At 63.4% G+C, this 14619-nt stretch carries 13 protein-coding genes; 2 read left to right on the top strand and 11 right to left on the bottom strand.

Annotated features, from left to right (window positions below; genetic code table 11):
- Window positions 1-20: 20 nt before the first annotated feature.
- Window positions 21-1007, bottom strand: coding sequence for a bifunctional phosphoglucose/phosphomannose isomerase (locus IPM12_03290; GenBank protein ID MBK9146828.1), 987 nt, complete (start codon window positions 1005-1007; stop codon window positions 21-23).
- Between the two features lie 113 nt (window positions 1008-1120).
- Between IPM12_03290 and lysS the strand changes: the two genes are divergently transcribed.
- Entirely contained in the window at window positions 1121-2635 is a 1515-nt protein-coding gene (lysS, locus tag IPM12_03285; protein ID MBK9146827.1) for a lysine--tRNA ligase, read from the top strand.
- On the opposite strand, the gene IPM12_03280 is transcribed toward lysS, so the two are convergent.
- Window positions 2632-4464, bottom strand: a complete 1833-nt coding sequence (locus tag IPM12_03280) for a peptidylprolyl isomerase (GenBank protein ID MBK9146826.1) — start codon at window positions 4462-4464, stop codon at window positions 2632-2634. The two genes, lysS and IPM12_03280, sit on opposite strands and share 4 nt — an antisense overlap.
- Window positions 4465-4486: 22 nt before the next feature.
- Entirely contained in the window at window positions 4487-5638 is a 1152-nt protein-coding gene (locus IPM12_03275; protein ID MBK9146825.1) for a hypothetical protein, read from the bottom strand.
- Between the two features lie 22 nt (window positions 5639-5660).
- Between IPM12_03275 and IPM12_03270 the strand changes: the two genes are divergently transcribed.
- A complete protein-coding gene (locus IPM12_03270; GenBank protein ID MBK9146824.1) occupies window positions 5661-5852 on the top strand; it encodes a hypothetical protein in 192 nt (63 codons plus the stop codon).
- A 298-nt stretch (window positions 5853-6150) separates the two neighbouring features.
- Here the strand turns inward: IPM12_03270 and IPM12_03265 are convergent, their stop codons facing one another.
- The 8 genes from IPM12_03265 to IPM12_03230 form a co-directional block, all read right to left on the bottom strand.
- Window positions 6151-6393: a hypothetical protein gene (locus IPM12_03265; GenBank protein MBK9146823.1), complete on the bottom strand. Its 243-nt coding sequence runs from the start codon at window positions 6391-6393 to the stop codon at window positions 6151-6153.
- Between the two features lie 103 nt (window positions 6394-6496).
- Window positions 6497-7531, bottom strand: coding sequence for a DUF4837 family protein (locus IPM12_03260; protein MBK9146822.1), 1035 nt, complete (start codon window positions 7529-7531; stop codon window positions 6497-6499).
- On the bottom strand, window positions 7528-8988 hold the full coding sequence (locus tag IPM12_03255; protein MBK9146821.1) for a LysM peptidoglycan-binding domain-containing protein: 1461 nt from the start codon (window positions 8986-8988) through the stop codon (window positions 7528-7530). Before IPM12_03255 ends, IPM12_03260 begins: the two co-directional genes overlap by 4 nt.
- Before the next feature lie 77 nt (window positions 8989-9065).
- A complete protein-coding gene (gatA, locus tag IPM12_03250) occupies window positions 9066-10469 on the bottom strand; it encodes an Asp-tRNA(Asn)/Glu-tRNA(Gln) amidotransferase subunit GatA (GenBank protein MBK9146820.1) in 1404 nt (467 codons plus the stop codon).
- Window positions 10470-10483: 14 nt separating this feature from the next.
- Window positions 10484-10675 (bottom strand): twin-arginine translocase TatA/TatE family subunit, encoded by a 192-nt coding sequence (locus IPM12_03245; protein MBK9146819.1) that lies wholly within the window; start codon window positions 10673-10675, stop codon window positions 10484-10486.
- A 63-nt stretch (window positions 10676-10738) separates the two neighbouring features.
- Window positions 10739-11977, bottom strand: a complete 1239-nt coding sequence (locus IPM12_03240) for a peptidoglycan DD-metalloendopeptidase family protein (GenBank protein ID MBK9146818.1) — start codon at window positions 11975-11977, stop codon at window positions 10739-10741.
- Entirely contained in the window at window positions 11961-12845 is an 885-nt protein-coding gene (locus IPM12_03235; protein MBK9146817.1) for a DUF4292 domain-containing protein, read from the bottom strand. The genes IPM12_03240 and IPM12_03235 overlap by 17 nt, the downstream gene beginning before the upstream one ends.
- Entirely contained in the window at window positions 12842-14614 is a 1773-nt protein-coding gene (locus IPM12_03230) for a tetratricopeptide repeat protein (protein MBK9146816.1), read from the bottom strand. The genes IPM12_03235 and IPM12_03230 overlap by 4 nt, the downstream gene beginning before the upstream one ends.
- Between the last annotated feature and the right edge of the window lie 5 nt (window positions 14615-14619).

Genomic DNA, 14619 nt, shown 5'->3' with positions numbered 1-14619 from the left:
CTCTGCGCCTCTGCGGCTAATTATTTGACCTCCGCCAGCTTCCCCTTCAGCATGTTGATCACCGCGATCTCGCTGGGGTCCACGCCCTTCTTCTCAGCCCAGTAGAAGCTCACCCAATCGCCGAGGTTGATCAGGTAAAGCTGCCGCGCGAAGGCGGTATCGCCCTGGCTCCAAACGTCGTGGATGTGCGGCGTGTACTTGCGGAAGACCTCTTTGTTGATCTCCATGCGGATCTGGCTGCGCTCGTGGTCCTCCTTGTGCCGGAAGATCACCACTGCGATATCGTCCTTGCCTCCGGCCCAGCCCACCAGCTCGTTGTGGTTCATCTCCGGGATGGCGTGGTGCCAGCAGAGCTCTTTGCTGTTCTCGTTCACCTGCTGCCGGAAGCGGATGCTCACGGCCTCGGTGCTGGCCTCGCTGTAGATCACCAGGCGCTTGCCCACCAGCTTCTCCGTGAGCTCCTGCGCGGCCTTCTTGATGTCCTCCTTCTCCTGCTCCAGCATGTTCGCGGCTGTCTTGATCGCGCCCTCGAAGCCATCGCCGATGATGCCGAAGTGGTGCAGCACATAGAACTGCTGCACCAGTGAGTAGGCCAGCATGGTGCGCGGTGGATTGCCCCCCGGTATCACGATGTGATCCAGGCCCTTCGCTTTGGCCATCTCGAGCATGGAGCCGCCACTGGTCACCACGCATACCCGGGCGCCTTTGCTCAGCGCCTGCTCCATGGCGGCGATGGTCTCCTCCGTGTTGCCGCTGTAGCTGCATGCGATTACCAGGCTCTTGTGGTTCACATAGCCCGGCAGGTAGTAGTTGTTGTAGACCTCGATGGGGCACTTGGCCTCCTTGTGCACCAATTGCGCGGCGATGCGACCGCCGATGCCGCTGCCACCAAGGCCGGTGACCACTACGTTCCCGTAAGGCCCGCCGGGGGCTTTCAGTTGGGCCTTGCGGCCGATCTCCAGGGCTTCCTTCAGTTGCTTGGGGAAGGCGTCGATGAGGTGCTGCATGTGCTGTTGAATGCGGGCCGAAATTAGGGGCGCTCATACGCTGAAGGAGCGGGGCGGGTTGTCCGGATAACTTCGCCGCCCTGCCTGTGGTAGGCAGCCTCTTTTCCGCATCCATGTCCAACGTCCTTTCCGATCAAGAAGTCATCCGCCGCGAGGCGCTCCAGAAGCTCCGCGCCCTCGGCATCGACCCCTTCCCCGCCGCCGAGTACAAGGTGAGCGCCACCGCTGCCGATGTGAAAGGCCTGTTCAAAGAAGAAGGCGAGCCTGCGCAGGTGAGCATCGCGGGCCGCATCATGAGCGTGCGCGTCATGGGCAAGGCCAGCTTCGCCGTCCTGCGCGACCACACCGGCGACCAGCAGATCTACGTGGCGCGCGATGAAGTGGCCCCCGGCGAGGACAAGGCGATGTACGATGAGGTGTGGAAGCACCTGCTGCACCTTGGCGATTTCATCGGAGTGACGGGGCATGTGTTCAAGACCCGAACGGGCGAGATCACCGTTCACGTGAAGCAGCTCACCATCCTCGGGAAGGCGCTGAAGCCGCTGCCGGTGGTGAAGACCGACGACGAAGGCAACGTGCACGATGCCTTCACCGACCCCGAGCAGCGCTACCGCCAGCGCTACGTCGACCTCAATGTGAACCCTGGCGTGAAGGAGACTTTCCTCAAGCGCTCGCGCATCGTCACGGCCATGCGGGCCTTCATGACTGAGAGCGGCTATCACGAGGTGGATACGCCTGTGCTGCAACCCATCCCCGGCGGCGCGGCGGCACGTCCTTTCGTCACGCACCACAATGCGCTCGACATCCCGCTCTACCTGCGCATCGCCAACGAGCTCTACCTCAAGCGCCTCATCGTAGGCGGCTTCGAGGGCGTGTTCGAGTTCAGCCGCAACTTCCGCAACGAGGGCATGGACCGTACGCACAACCCGGAGTTCACCATCATGGAGCTCTACGTGGCGTGGAAGGACTACCGCTGGATGATGGGCTACATGGAGCGCATGCTCGAGCAGGTGTGCATCGCGGCGAATGGCAAGGCCGAAGCCACCTTCGGAGAGAACACGATCCAGTTCACAGCGCCCTTCAAGCGCATCACCATGTGCGGCAGCATCCAGGAGAAGACCGGCGCCGATGTGCTGGAGCTGGACGAAGCCGCCCTGCGCTCGCTCTGCGCGAAGCACCAGATCCATGTGGAGCCCAGCATGGGCAAGGGCAAGCTCATCGATGAGCTTTTCAGCGCGCTGGTGCAGCCGGAATTGATCCAGCCCACCTTCGTGTGCGACTTCCCGGTGGAGATGAGCCCGCTGTGCAAGAAGCACCGAGACGATGCACGCCTCACCGAGCGCTTCGAGCTCTTCGTGAACGGCTTCGAACTGGCCAATGCCTACAGCGAGCTCAACGACCCCATCGATCAGCGCGAGCGCTTCGAGGCGCAGTTGGAATTGCAGCAGCGCGGCGACGATGAGGCCATGTTCATCGATCAGGATTTCCTGCGCGCGCTCGAGTACGGAATGCCGCCCACGAGCGGCGTGGGCATCGGCTTGGACCGCCTGGTGATGCTGCTCACCAACAACCCGGCGATCCAGGAGGTGCTGCTCTTCCCGCAGATGCGGCCGGAGAGGCCCAACTAAGGGAAGCGTTCCACCCGCTCCATCACATCACCCACTTGGAGCATCCACACCACGTCCATACCGCTCACCACTTCACCGAAGCGCGTGTAGCGGCCATCGAGGTGCGGCGCGGCGCTGTGCGTGATGAAGAATTGGCAGCTCTCGGTATCAGGGCCTGCTGAAGCAAGACCTACGGAGCCCGCGGTGAACGGCGAGCGGCCGATCTCCGTGCGCAGCGTCCACGGCATGCCGCCGTAACCATCGCCGCGCGGACAGCCGCCCTGCACCACGAAGTTGGGCACCATGCGGTGGAAGGCCTTGCCGTTGTAGTACCCAGCGGTCACCAGAGAATCGAAGGCGAGGCTGCTGCCGGGGCATTCGTTCACATCGGTAGCGATGATGATCTGGCCCTTGTTCGTGATGATTCGGTACTGCTGGCCCTGCTTCAGGGCGAGCAGTTTTTCCTTGTCGATTGGATGATTGAATGCCGGGCGCTCATGTGCAGGCGGCAGCAGGCCATCGCGCTTGGCGATTGCCTTCTGCAAGAGCAGTCTGGCCTCCAAGTCTCGAATCGGCCCCAGGGGCGCGAATGCCTGCTGCTCTACTTCGGGAGGCAGCAGGATGCGGATCACCTCAGCTTTCTCCTGCTCTATCGACTCGGCCGCAGCGCTGATCAGACCCGCATCGCCAGTGTGGACGGCTTCCGAGATCACCGATGCCAGTTCGGCGTACTGGGCCTCCACGTTCGTGAACCGGGCGCGCGACATATGGTCTCGGGCAATGGCAATGGCTCCTTGTAGCGCCGCTTGCCGTATCACCGCATGCTCCGTGCTCCTGATCATGGAGAGCACAAGACCAAGATCCAGCCAGCATCCCGCTGAAAGCAGCGCTGAAATAGCTCGCGCTTTATCATACGGAGAGGTCGTGAGCCTATGGAATCCCTCGAGTTGCTCGCACAGCCCACCCTTCGATTCAAGGGTGGAATGCTTCGCGGCCAATCCGAGCAGCGCGATTCCCAGAGCCTGATCCGCTGCATCCTTCTGATGGAAGTGGCACTGAAGCGGGTTGAGGTAAACACGTGAGTTGAGTGCTTCCAGCCCGGCGATCCGTAGCTCCAAGGTTCGGGCCGCGTCGAAGAGCTCCTCGTCCGTGATGCAGTTGAGCGCTGTACAGGTACGAATCGCATTCACGCGAGTCCCGCGGTCCAGTTCGTTCCGAGCAAGCGCATGCAAGGAAGCAGTGTCGGCCATGGGTCCCAGCTTTCGCATGGCCAGCGCGGCTCGCGCGCGCACCTCCGCATCAGAATCGGCCATGAGCCTGCTGATCTCCTCTGGTGAATGGATCAGGAGACTGTCCGGCAATCGCCTTAACGCATCGGCCGCCCGCACGCGTTCATGTCCGGTGCTCCTTTCGAAGTAGTGCAGGATTGCATTGGCATCCATCAGGCGCCCGGCCCGCTGCGTCGCCGTGAAGGCCGAGGCCTCGAACGAGGCGAGCATCGCCGAGTCCTTCAAATCCGCGGTCAGCTCAGCCATGCGTTGAAGCGCGAGGCTGTCCCCCACGAAGCCGAGCGCGTATGCGGCCGTCGCACGAACAGTGGCGATCTCGTCCGAGAGGGCCTCCAATAGGCAAGGTGTCGCCAAGTTGTCCTGCACGCTCGCGAGACCCAGCGCTGCGGCTTCTCGCACTTCGGGGGCTTCGTGCTCCAACAGCGCGCAGAGCGCATCAGCATCGCGGTGCTCCTGCGCTTCGAGCACCGGCCAGAGGCGCTCATCGGCCCAGCGATTCGGTGGTGGTGCCGCCGATTGGCAAGCATTGAGCAGGAGAATAGCAGGCATCAGGTGGCGCATGCCGCCAAGATCGTGATGTCGATCAAGTATCGGCCTTGGCGGTCCACACAGAGGCGTAGCCGTTGTCGAAGGTCTTCCAGTAGTGGGACTCCAGTACAGGTTGCCAATGGCGCAGCCATCGTGCGCGCAGGCCGCGGTCGGGACCCAAAAGCAGCACCTGATCAATCATTGGTTGCTGTCGCTCTCCCCAATGCGCTGGCAGCGCGCTCGGCTCACTCGCGAGTTCCCAGAAGCGGTATTGGACACGGCGGGGCCCCATCGGTGCGAAAGCCCGGGCACGGATCGGCGGACCCGGAAGCACCACGCCGTCATATGCCATGGCGAGCATGGCAGGAGCGTGCTGGAGGAGCCAGTTCTTCTCTGCACCACCCACCAGCACAACACCATTCGGCTCAAGCTGCGCTGCGACCTCTTCGATGAGCGCGTGCTGGTCCGCCAATCCGGAGAGCGTCATTTCCGCATTTCCCCAGCGGATGAGCTGCACAGGCAGCATCATCAACGAGAAGAGCATCATGGTGCTTCGTAATGTGCTGGAAGCCCGCGCATGCATGGTGCAGAGCCAAGGAACCAGGATTAGGAGGCCGATCCATTGACAGCGTTCGCTGAGATACAGAGCTTGCGCCCGTTCCGAGGTGAGCAGCAACGAGGCCAGCATGCACGCTGCCGCCATGATCAGCAGGGAGTCGCTTTGGATCATGCGAGGACCCAGCTTCCATCGAACCGCCAGACCGCAGACGACGGCACAGGCCAGGAGCGTGCACAGGATCAGGAGTGGAACTCGCTCGAGCGAAAGGTCCAGCAGCAGCAGCGGTCGAGCCAGCGGAAAGTCGCGCAATTCGATCGGTTGCCATTCACCGGACGCGCGCACCTCGTCGAGGGTCGCGTTCAACCAGATGACGAACGCGACCAGGAGTGCGGAGCAGGCAAGTGCGGTGATTGTCCGGCGCATCCGCGCAGTATGGCTCGTTGAATAAGGCCTGGAGACCTCATCCACCATAACCGAGACCGCAAGCAGCCCGGCCATCAACGGCAAGGCGGCACGGTGGGAGGCGCAGGCCAGGAAGGCTGCGACCATCACGCCGGACCAACGTGCCAACGGTTCCTTCCTCCGGAAGTACCAAGCCACGGCAAGAAAACAGAGGCCCACCCCAAAGTGAAAATGGTGGAAGCCCATGATCAGCAGGTAGCTGAATAGAATGGGAATAGCCCAGAGCACGGAGGGCGAAAGCCTATCCGTGCTGCTGCGGATCAATGCAAGCAGCGAGAGACCCACGAATGCGGCGCTGAGGAATGCCAACGAGCGGTCAGCCAGTTCCACCGGGAGGTACCGCATCATCAGCATCATGGGAAGCTGGCTCCAATACGCCGGCAGGCTGGCGGAATCGTAGGTCATGCCGTCCGCAACGAAGCGGTGGCCGGTCAAGCTCGCTTCAAGGATCAGCGCGTGGAGCGCGTGCCTGGGACCATCAACGGTGGCGAAGCCCCGAAACAGGAATGGTACTGCGGCGACGAGCAGCACAACCGCGATCGGGGCGAATCGCGCGAATCGCAGATGGCAAGGGTGCGGTGCCGAGTGGGTAGCGCTACGGAGCATCCGATACGAGGCCTTGCGCAGTGTTGCACATGGCTATCTAGACGCTAATCGCAAGCAACCGCTGCCTTGTCCGGGCTTGATGGATAGAAGCCTCAGCTCGCGATGCTCTCCGCCGAAACGATGTCCGCGGGCGCGATGGGGATCACCTGCGCGGAGCCTCCATGCGTGAGGCGCTCGTAGTCGCGCACGCTGGCGAAGAAGAGGCGCTTGGTGCCGTCGGCGCCAGCGCTCTCGCTGGTCTCCACTTCCCACACCACGCCGAAGACCTCCTTGCCGCTGCGCAGCTTGAAGCGGCAGTGCTGGTGGGCGAACTTTCGGAGGTTGGCGACTTCCATGGCAATAGCGACAGCGGAAAAGTAGGAGAGTGCGAAGGCGGAGCGCTGATCCAATTATCAACAGCGCGTGCCAACCTGTGGAAAAACGGATGGTAGCGATGCGCTATTGCGCGCCGTCACCGGAAGCTGATCCGCTGAAGCGCAGGGAGAAGATCAGCGCTTCGAGCTCGCGCACATACGGCCGCTTGTCGAATTGCGGCGCGTACGCGAATCCTTCGACGGTGATGATGCGCTTCCCACTCGGATCAAGCGTACTCAAGCTCACGAAGGGTCCGCCCATTTTCGCACCATGCATCCCGTAGAGGCCATGCAACAGGTAAGCGAATCGCCCATCGAGTTGCACCGCGCGGCCGCTTGGCATCAGGTCCATCTCCTCGAACGCGCGGCGCACCACCATGTACGACCCGGGATCGGGGCCATCGATGCGCTGCTTGGTGGCCGCATCACGCAGATCAACCAGGTAGGGCACGTTCCAGGTGCTGTCGCTCACATAAGGGTGACTATGGATGAGCACGCCTTCGATCACGTTATGCTCCAGTCCGCCACCGGCCAAGATGCGGTCGCGTTGAAGCCAGGTGATCACGGAATCCTGCTTCATCATGCGGTATCCTCCCGGCACATCGAGCTCGATGCCGAGTGATGCGCGCAAACTGCTGGCGAGCGCAGCGTCGCGTTCGCGCTTCAGCCGAGCGCCGGTGCGTGAGCGATGGTGGTCCTCGAACGCGCGGACCACCACATCGGCATTGGCGCTGAACAGCGCGTTCCAGGCCTCGGGCTTTCCTGCTCCAATGCGCGCCACGAGCTGGCCACGCGCATGTTGGTCGCGGAGCATGAGCACCCCTGAGCTGTCCTCCCCGAAGGCGGCGTAGAGCACGCTGTGGTGCGCTTGCAGCAGGCTGGCGAAATCCTCCGGGCGGCACTGGGCCACCCGGAAGAGCGCCTCGCGCTGGGGCATGCCTTGCATGGGTTGTTCCAGGATCGAGCGGACCAGCGCGCCGGGCTCGCTCTCCCAATGTCCCTTCGGCATCACCACGAGGATCTCCTCGGGACCGCCGGCACTATCGGGCAGCCGCTTCCGGGAATCATCGCAGCCCGCGAGCAAAGCGACGAATGGGAGCGCGAACAGGCCGTGCTTCATCCTTGCGGGGCACGCACGCGGATGCGCGCGCCGGGTTTCAGGCCGTCCGGCAGTCCGCCGTTCAGGCTGCGCAGTTCCTCGACGCTGAGGCCCGGGTGCCGTTGCGCGATGCTCCAGAGCGTGTCGCCCGCCTGCACCACGTAGTACCCGTTGGTGTCGGAACCGGGGCCGGCATTGGCCGCGCGCTCCGCACCCGGCACGCTCGCACGCACCACCAGCTTCTGTCCGGGTCGGATTATGTCGCCGCGCAGGCCGTTGAGCTTGCGCAGTTGCGCCACGCTTACGCCATAGCGCTTGGCAATGGTGCCGAGTGATTCGCCCTTGCGCACGGTGTGATGCTTGTCGGCGGCGCGCGCCGATGCCGCTGGCGCGGCTTTCGCGACAACAGGCGCTGTGCCCGGATTGGCCGCGTAGTAACTGTAGCGCAGCAGCTCCTCGTTGCTGATGTACACGGGCACGGCGTCCTTCGGCAAATAGATGCTCACGGACTGATCCACGTCGGGCACGATGCCAAGCTTGAAGGTGGGATTCAGGTCGCGCAGCTCCTGCACCGTGCCGCCGGTGAGCACAGCGATGGCGGCGAGGTCGAGCGGATGGCACACTTGCACGGTGTCCACCTCGTAGGCGCAATAAGTGGGCGCGATGGGGTAGATGTTGTGATCCGCATGATGCGCGAAGAGGTAATTCACCGCGATGAAGGCGGGTACGTATCCGCGCGTCTCGCGCGGCAGGTAGTCGTAGATCCTCCAATAGTCCTTCACGCCACCTGCACGACGGATGGCCTTGTTCACGTTGCCAGGGCCGCAGTTGTATGCGGCCAGCGCCAATTCCCAATCGCCGTACACGCGGTGCAGGTAAGTCAAGTAGCGGCAGGCGGCCTCGGTGCTCTTGTGCACATCGTGGCGCTCGTCTATATAGCTATCAGCCTTCAGCCCGTAGAGCTTGCCGGTGGGCAGCATGAATTGCCACAGGCCCACGGCGCCGGCGCGCGAACGGGCGCTCGGATTCAGCGCGCTCTCCACCACGGCGAGGTACTTCATCTCCAGCGGGATCCCATGGCGGTCCAGGTATTCCTCGAAGGTGGGGAAGAAGAGCTCGGCCAGGCCCAGCATGCGTGAGCTCATCTCGCGCTTGCGCACCATGTAGAGGTCGATGTACGACTGCACCACGCGGTTATACACTAAGCTGAAAGGCGAGTTCGCATCGAGCACGGCCACGCGCTGCTGCATGATCTCCTCACTCCATGCCGGGACATGATCCGGCGCGAAGCCATGCGCGTTATGGTGCGCCGTATCAATGGTGAATGGTGAATGCTTGACCCAATGCAGGTTGGCCAGGTCATCCAATCGAGCCATCACGGGATCATCGGCGGGCAAGGCGAGCGGCGCCTCGCGCTGCGCGAGGCAGCATGCGGGCAGCAGCAGGGCGGCAGCGGTGATTCGACGGAGCAAAGGCATGGTGCCGAAGGTACCCGTAATACGCAGGAAGGGCCGCAATCGTATGCGTGCGGTTCGTTCACAGCAGCGTGTGGACGCTACGAACCGAAGAGCGCGTGCGCTGCTTGCAGCAAGCGCTCCTCATCGAAAGGCTTCGCCATCAGCTGCACGCCGAATGGCAGGCCGTTGCTGTGCGTTCCAGTGGGCAGGCTGATGGCTGGTGTTCCCGCTAGATTGGCCTGCACCGTGAAGATGTCCTGCAGGTACATGCCCACGGGATCGGAGATCTCGCCGGGCGAGAAGGCTGTGCTCGGGCAGGTCGGGCCGAGCAGCAGGTCGAATTGGTCGAAGGCTTCCAGCGTGCGGTCGCGCAGGATGCGCCGCACGCGCTGGGCCTTGGCGTAATAGGCATCGTAGTAGCCTGAGCTCAGGACGAAGGTTCCCAGGAGGATGCGCCGCTTCACCTCTGGCCCGAAGCCTTCGGTGCGGCTCAGCCGATAGGTCTCCTCTACGCCCTTCGCCTTCTTGCTGCGCTGCCCGAAGTGGATGCCATCGAAGCGCGCGAGGTTGCTGCTGGCCTCGGCCGTGGCCAGGATGTAATACGTGGGCACCTGGTGATCGAGCAGCGGAACCTCCACGGCTTCCACCGTGTGGCCATCGCGCCGCAAGCGGTCGATCTGCCGCTGCAGATGCGCCACCACCTCGGGATCCATGCCTTCGCGTTCCAAGCCTTCACGGAAATATCCGATGCGCAATTTGCCGGGGTCGCGGAGGGCGATGGGTTCATTCGGCTTCCGGCTCGTGGTGCTGTCGTGCGGGTCGCTGCCAGCGATAACGCTGTACATCAGAGCAGCATCCTCTACCGTATGCGCGAACGGCCCTATCTGGTCGAAGCTGCTGGCGAACGCGATGAGCCCGTACCGGCTCACGCGGCCATAGGTGGGCTTGAAGCCGACCGTGCCCGTGAACGAGGCGGGCTGACGGATGCTGCCGCCGGTATCGCTTCCCAGTGCGACATGCACGATGCCCGCAGCCACGCTGGCCGCCGCTCCACCACTGCTTCCGCCGGGCACCTTCGTGGGATCCAACGGGTTCTTCACGTTGCCGAAGGCGCTGTTCTCGTTGCTGCTGCCCATGGCGAACTCGTCGGAGTTGGTGCGGCCGATGATCACCGCGTCGGCAGCGAGCAGGCGCTCAACCACGGTTGCGCTGTACAATGAGGTGAAGCCCTCGAGGATGCGCGAAGAGGCGCTCACCCTATGGCCTTGATAGCAGATGTTGTCCTTGATGCTCACCAGCATGCCCGCGAGCGGACCTGCGGCGCCGGACTTCAGCTTGGAATCCACATCAGCAGCCTTGGCCAACGCGCTCACCGGGAATAGCTCGAGGAAGGCATTCAGGCCCTTGAGGCGCTCAGCTTCCGCCAAGGAGCGCTCGACAAGCTGTGTAACCGTGGTGCCTTGGGCTAAGGCGGCGCGGGCCTCGGAAAAGGTCTTCGGGATGCTCACGCCAGCGGCTACTTCGCGTCGTCCTTCTTGTCATCAACGCCATCCTTGGCGTTCTTGAACTCCTTCATGCCTTGGCCAAGGCCTCGCATGAGCTCGGGAATCTTCTTGCCGCCGAAGAGCAGGAGCAGCACCACCACAACGAGGACGATCTGCCAAGGGCCAATGGAACCGATCAGGGCAAAGGCGGGGATGAGGCTCATGGATTAGCTGTTGATGTGCGCCTGCTTGCCGCAGGCGGGCCAAAAGTAGCCGTTTCAGGCGGCCTACTCCCGGTATAGCCACAGTGCAGGGTCCACATTCACCAGCCCGTCGGCCGTGATCTTCCAGACCTCGATGTGCGCCACGGCGCCATCGTCGCCGGTGAGCACCGCGCCGAGGGCCTGCTTGGTGTCCACCTTCTGGCCCTTGGCCACGCTCACGCTGGCCAGGTTGCTGTACACCGTGCGGTAGGCGCCATGGCTCACGATCACGGCCTTGCCCGCGCCGGGAAGCACGATGACGCTGGTGACCTCGCCCCGGAACACCGCCCGCACACCCGCTCCTTTCTCGGTGGTGATGTCGATGCCGTTGTTGTCGATCACGATGCCCTTGAGCACCGGATGCGGCTGCTTGCCATAGCGGCCGGTGATCACGCCTTTCTCCACGGGCCATGGCAATTTGCCCCGGTTCTTCTCGAAGTCATTGTTCAATTCGCGCGCCTCTGGGGTCAGCGTGATGTCGAGCTTCGCGGGCTTGCCCGTGCTGCCCTTGGGCACAGCCTTGGGCTTCACGGCATCCTCGATGGCTTTGCGGATGGCGGCTTCGAGATTGCGCCTCTGGCCCTCCTGCTTCTTCTGCGTCTCGCGCAAACGGCCTTCCTCCTTCCTCAGGCTGGCCAACGCGCTCTGCTGGCCGGCGCGGTCGGTATCGAGCTTGCGCTTCTCCTGCACCTGTTCGCCCAGGATCACGGCTTTCTCCTGCCGCTGCTGCTTAAGGGCTTCGACGCGCGCATTCATCGAAGCCTGCGTCTCTTCGATGAGTGCGGCTTGGCGCCGGCGCTGTGCTGCGAGCTGGTTGATGTAGCGGCTGCGGCGGAAGGCCTGTTGGAAGCTGCTGCTGGCGAAGAGGTAGCTGAGTCGGTCGTGGGCGCTCCTGTTGCGATAGGCGGCGGCGATCATGCGCGAGTAGCCTTCCTTCAGCGTGGACAGGTCCGCCTCGAGGGCTGCGATCGTTTCCTCATCCTGGCGGATCCGGTCATCGGCGGCGCGCACCTCACTATCCATGGTCCGGATGAGCTGCGCGCGCGCAGCGATCTGGCTCTCGAGCAGCGCCAATTGCTCCTGCGTGACGCGCTGTTCCTTGCGCGCCTGCTCGATCAGCGCGGTGGTGGTGCGGATCTGCTTGTCCAGCGCATCGCGCCGCTTCTCCAGCTCTTTCTTCGATTGGCCCCAAGAGAGGGCGACCGTGAGCAGGAGCGGCAGCAGGGCGCAAGCGCGCAGGAATCGATCACGGCATCGGCTCATACTTCTCGGGGATGCGGAAACTCATTTGCACGGGTCCTTCGAGGTCGATGCGGTTGATGCTGATCACAGCGCTCACCATGCGGCCGGGCTCGCTGAGTGTGATGCGTATGCGCGTGGGAAGGTGCTGGATCTCCGGTCCCCCGCGCTCTTCATAGCGCAGATCGGCGGTCTTATCGTTCACGAGGTTCACCAATTGCACGCGCGCGACCCTGAAGCTGTCCGGATCGATGTGGTAGCGGTGCACGATGGCCTCCTTCACTTCCGCTTTGCGGAGCGTGCGTTCCAAGCGGCGCTCGCGCATGTCGCGGTCGCGCGCCAGCGTATCACCGGGGCTGATGTCCTCTGCGGCTCGGATGAAGCGGCGCTTCTCTCGGCTCGTGAGCACATAGAGGCCCGCCTCCCGGTCGATCCGGTAGCGCTCTGCGGAGTCCAATGCGAGGGCCTCGCCGTTGAGGGCCCGTTGCAGCAGGGCAAGCTCAGGCACAAGGCCGAATCGATTCCGGGTATCGGAGGTGTCACCGGCGAAGTACTGATCGTTGATCCGGTCCATGATCCTCAGGCTATCCGTGGTGAGCAGCGCCCGGGCAGCCTCGATCCCTAGCAAAGGCACAACGCTCACCCAAAGTGCGCTGTCATGCACGCTGCGCAGATGGGCCTTGAAGCTGCGCTCCTGGTCGGGCATGGTGAGGTCCACATCGGCCTTTGCGGAGTAATAGCGCACAGGCGGGTGTCGCTGGGCCCATGCGCGCTCCAGCACTTTCTCAGCCGAGCGCACAGGCAGCTCGCGGTCAAGAGCGATGTTGCGCCGCCCCTTGCACGCCGAGGCGACGAGCGCGGGCAGCAGCAGGGCGATGGCGATGCGCTTCATTCCACGCGCCGCCCTTCGGTGATCTTGCGGTCGATGGCCTCGCTGGCGCCGCCGCGCGCCTTGGCCTGCTTCCAATGCTCCAAGGCGAGCGCCTGCTCGCCCAATTCGAAGAGGATGTCAGCGTAATGCTCATGCAGCTCACCGTCGGGGTTCGGCGAGCCGGCCAGCGCCTTCTCCATCCAGATGCGGGCATCAGCATAGCGCTTCAGCTTGAAGAGCACCCACGCGTAGGTGTCCTGGTAGCTCGGCTGGCCGGGTGCGAGCTCGTTGCTCCGCTTGCTCATGCGCTCGGCTTTCTCCAGCTGATCGCCGCGCAGGCTGAGGTAATAGGCGTAGTTGTTCAGTGCAGTGGGGTCGTCGGGCAGCAGCGCGAGCGCCTTGTCGTAGGCCTGGTCGCTCTTGGCGAATTGCTTCGATGCGTTGTAGGCCTCGCCGAGGCTGCTCCAGAACTGCGCGGTGAGCGGCGGATTGTCCACCACCAGGTCGCGGCCGGTGACCAGCGCCTCGATCGCCGCTTCATGCTGATCGAGCTGTGAATGCCCGATGCCCTTGTACAAGTACGCCTCCGGCGATGTGGGGAAGAGCTCTATGGTGAGGCTCGCATCCTTCACCAGCGATTCATGATCGCCCAGCTGAAGGTCGAGTTGCAGCAATTGCGCGTGGATGGGGAAGCGGCCCTGCTCCAGCGCCAACGCCTTGCGGAACTGCTCGCGCGCCTCTGCGGCCTTGCCATCGCGCAGCAGGAAATCGCCATGGATGGTGTGCGGCTTCCCGCTCTCAGGGTGCGCCTTCTCTAGGGACTCGATCAGCGCATAGCTGCGGCGGATCAGGTCGGGCCGGTCCTCGGGCTTCTCGCCTTCGTTCTCGGTCATCTCGAAGAAGCCGATGAGCACCTGCATCTTGGCGTCGATGTCCACCTCGGGGTCCGCGAAGGCTTCGCCCAGTTCGCGGTAGGCCTCATCGAAGCGACCTGTGCCGTAGTAGTGCTCCGCGAGCGAGATCCGCAGCATGCTGTTGCCCGGATCGATTGCGAGCGCCTTGCGGTACTGTTCCAGGGCTTGGTCGTGCTTGCCCTGCTCGTCGTACACCTCGGCCAGCATGCCCGAGTACTCCGAGCTGGTCGGGTAAGCGGCGATCGCACGGCTCAGGAGATTCTCGGCATCGGCCCATTGGCCCAGGGCCATGTACGTGCTGAAGGCATGATGCACGAGGCCTTCGCCCAAGCCGAAGCGCATCTCCGCATCGCCATATGCCTTGGCAGCATCACTGGGCTTGTTGGCGTAGGCGTAAGCAGCGGCGAGGTCCAGGTACACCTCGTAGCGCTCGGGCCATTGCTCCAGGATGCCCTTGTACACCCCGATGGCCTCTTCGGGCTTGCTGCCTTGGCGATAAAGGTCGGCGAGGAGGAATCGGTACCAGATGTTGCTCTTATCGGCGGCTACCGCCTGCTTGGCATAGTCAACGGCCTGGCTGTAATTCTGGCCCTGGTGGTAAAGCTTGGACAGCTCGAACATGGCCGCACCGTTCTGCGGGTCGTACTTCACGCATTGCTGGTACAGCACCAGTGCTTTGGGCAGCTCGCCACGCATCCGGGCTTGCGTCGCCTCCATGTACAAGCGCATCACCTGCGCGCGCTTATCGCCGTCGGTGCGCGTGCCGGTGCCTCCGTCGGGTCCCGCCTCCGCGCTGGCCACGGGTTTGGCGCCGCCGCATGCCGCGAAGATCAGCGCGATGATCACGGCGAGGAGGGCTAGGCGGTGCTGCTGCATGCGCT

Source organism: Flavobacteriales bacterium (assembly GCA_016716605.1).
GTDB lineage: Bacteria > Bacteroidota > Bacteroidia > Flavobacteriales_F > PHOS-HE28 > PHOS-HE28.
This window is presented reverse-complemented; position numbering and strand designations above follow the sequence as displayed.

Coding starts and splice junctions, on each gene's coding strand:
- IPM12_03290 (MBK9146828.1), bottom strand. CDS start 1,007: ATGCAGCACCTCATCGACGCCTTCCCCAAGCAACTGAAGGAAGCCCTG.
- lysS (MBK9146827.1), top strand. CDS start 1,121: ATGTCCAACGTCCTTTCCGATCAAGAAGTCATCCGCCGCGAGGCGCTC.
- IPM12_03280 (MBK9146826.1), bottom strand. CDS start 4,464: ATGCGCCACCTGATGCCTGCTATTCTCCTGCTCAATGCTTGCCAATCG.
- IPM12_03275 (MBK9146825.1), bottom strand. CDS start 5,638: ATGGGCTTCCACCATTTTCACTTTGGGGTGGGCCTCTGTTTTCTTGCC.
- IPM12_03270 (MBK9146824.1), top strand. CDS start 5,661: ATGGGAATAGCCCAGAGCACGGAGGGCGAAAGCCTATCCGTGCTGCTG.
- IPM12_03265 (MBK9146823.1), bottom strand. CDS start 6,393: ATGGAAGTCGCCAACCTCCGAAAGTTCGCCCACCAGCACTGCCGCTTC.
- IPM12_03260 (MBK9146822.1), bottom strand. CDS start 7,531: ATGAAGCACGGCCTGTTCGCGCTCCCATTCGTCGCTTTGCTCGCGGGC.
- IPM12_03255 (MBK9146821.1), bottom strand. CDS start 8,988: ATGCCTTTGCTCCGTCGAATCACCGCTGCCGCCCTGCTGCTGCCCGCA.
- IPM12_03245 (MBK9146819.1), bottom strand. CDS start 10,675: ATGAGCCTCATCCCCGCCTTTGCCCTGATCGGTTCCATTGGCCCTTGG.
- IPM12_03240 (MBK9146818.1), bottom strand. CDS start 11,977: ATGAGCCGATGCCGTGATCGATTCCTGCGCGCTTGCGCCCTGCTGCCG.
- IPM12_03235 (MBK9146817.1), bottom strand. CDS start 12,845: ATGAAGCGCATCGCCATCGCCCTGCTGCTGCCCGCGCTCGTCGCCTCG.
- IPM12_03230 (MBK9146816.1), bottom strand. CDS start 14,614: ATGCAGCAGCACCGCCTAGCCCTCCTCGCCGTGATCATCGCGCTGATC.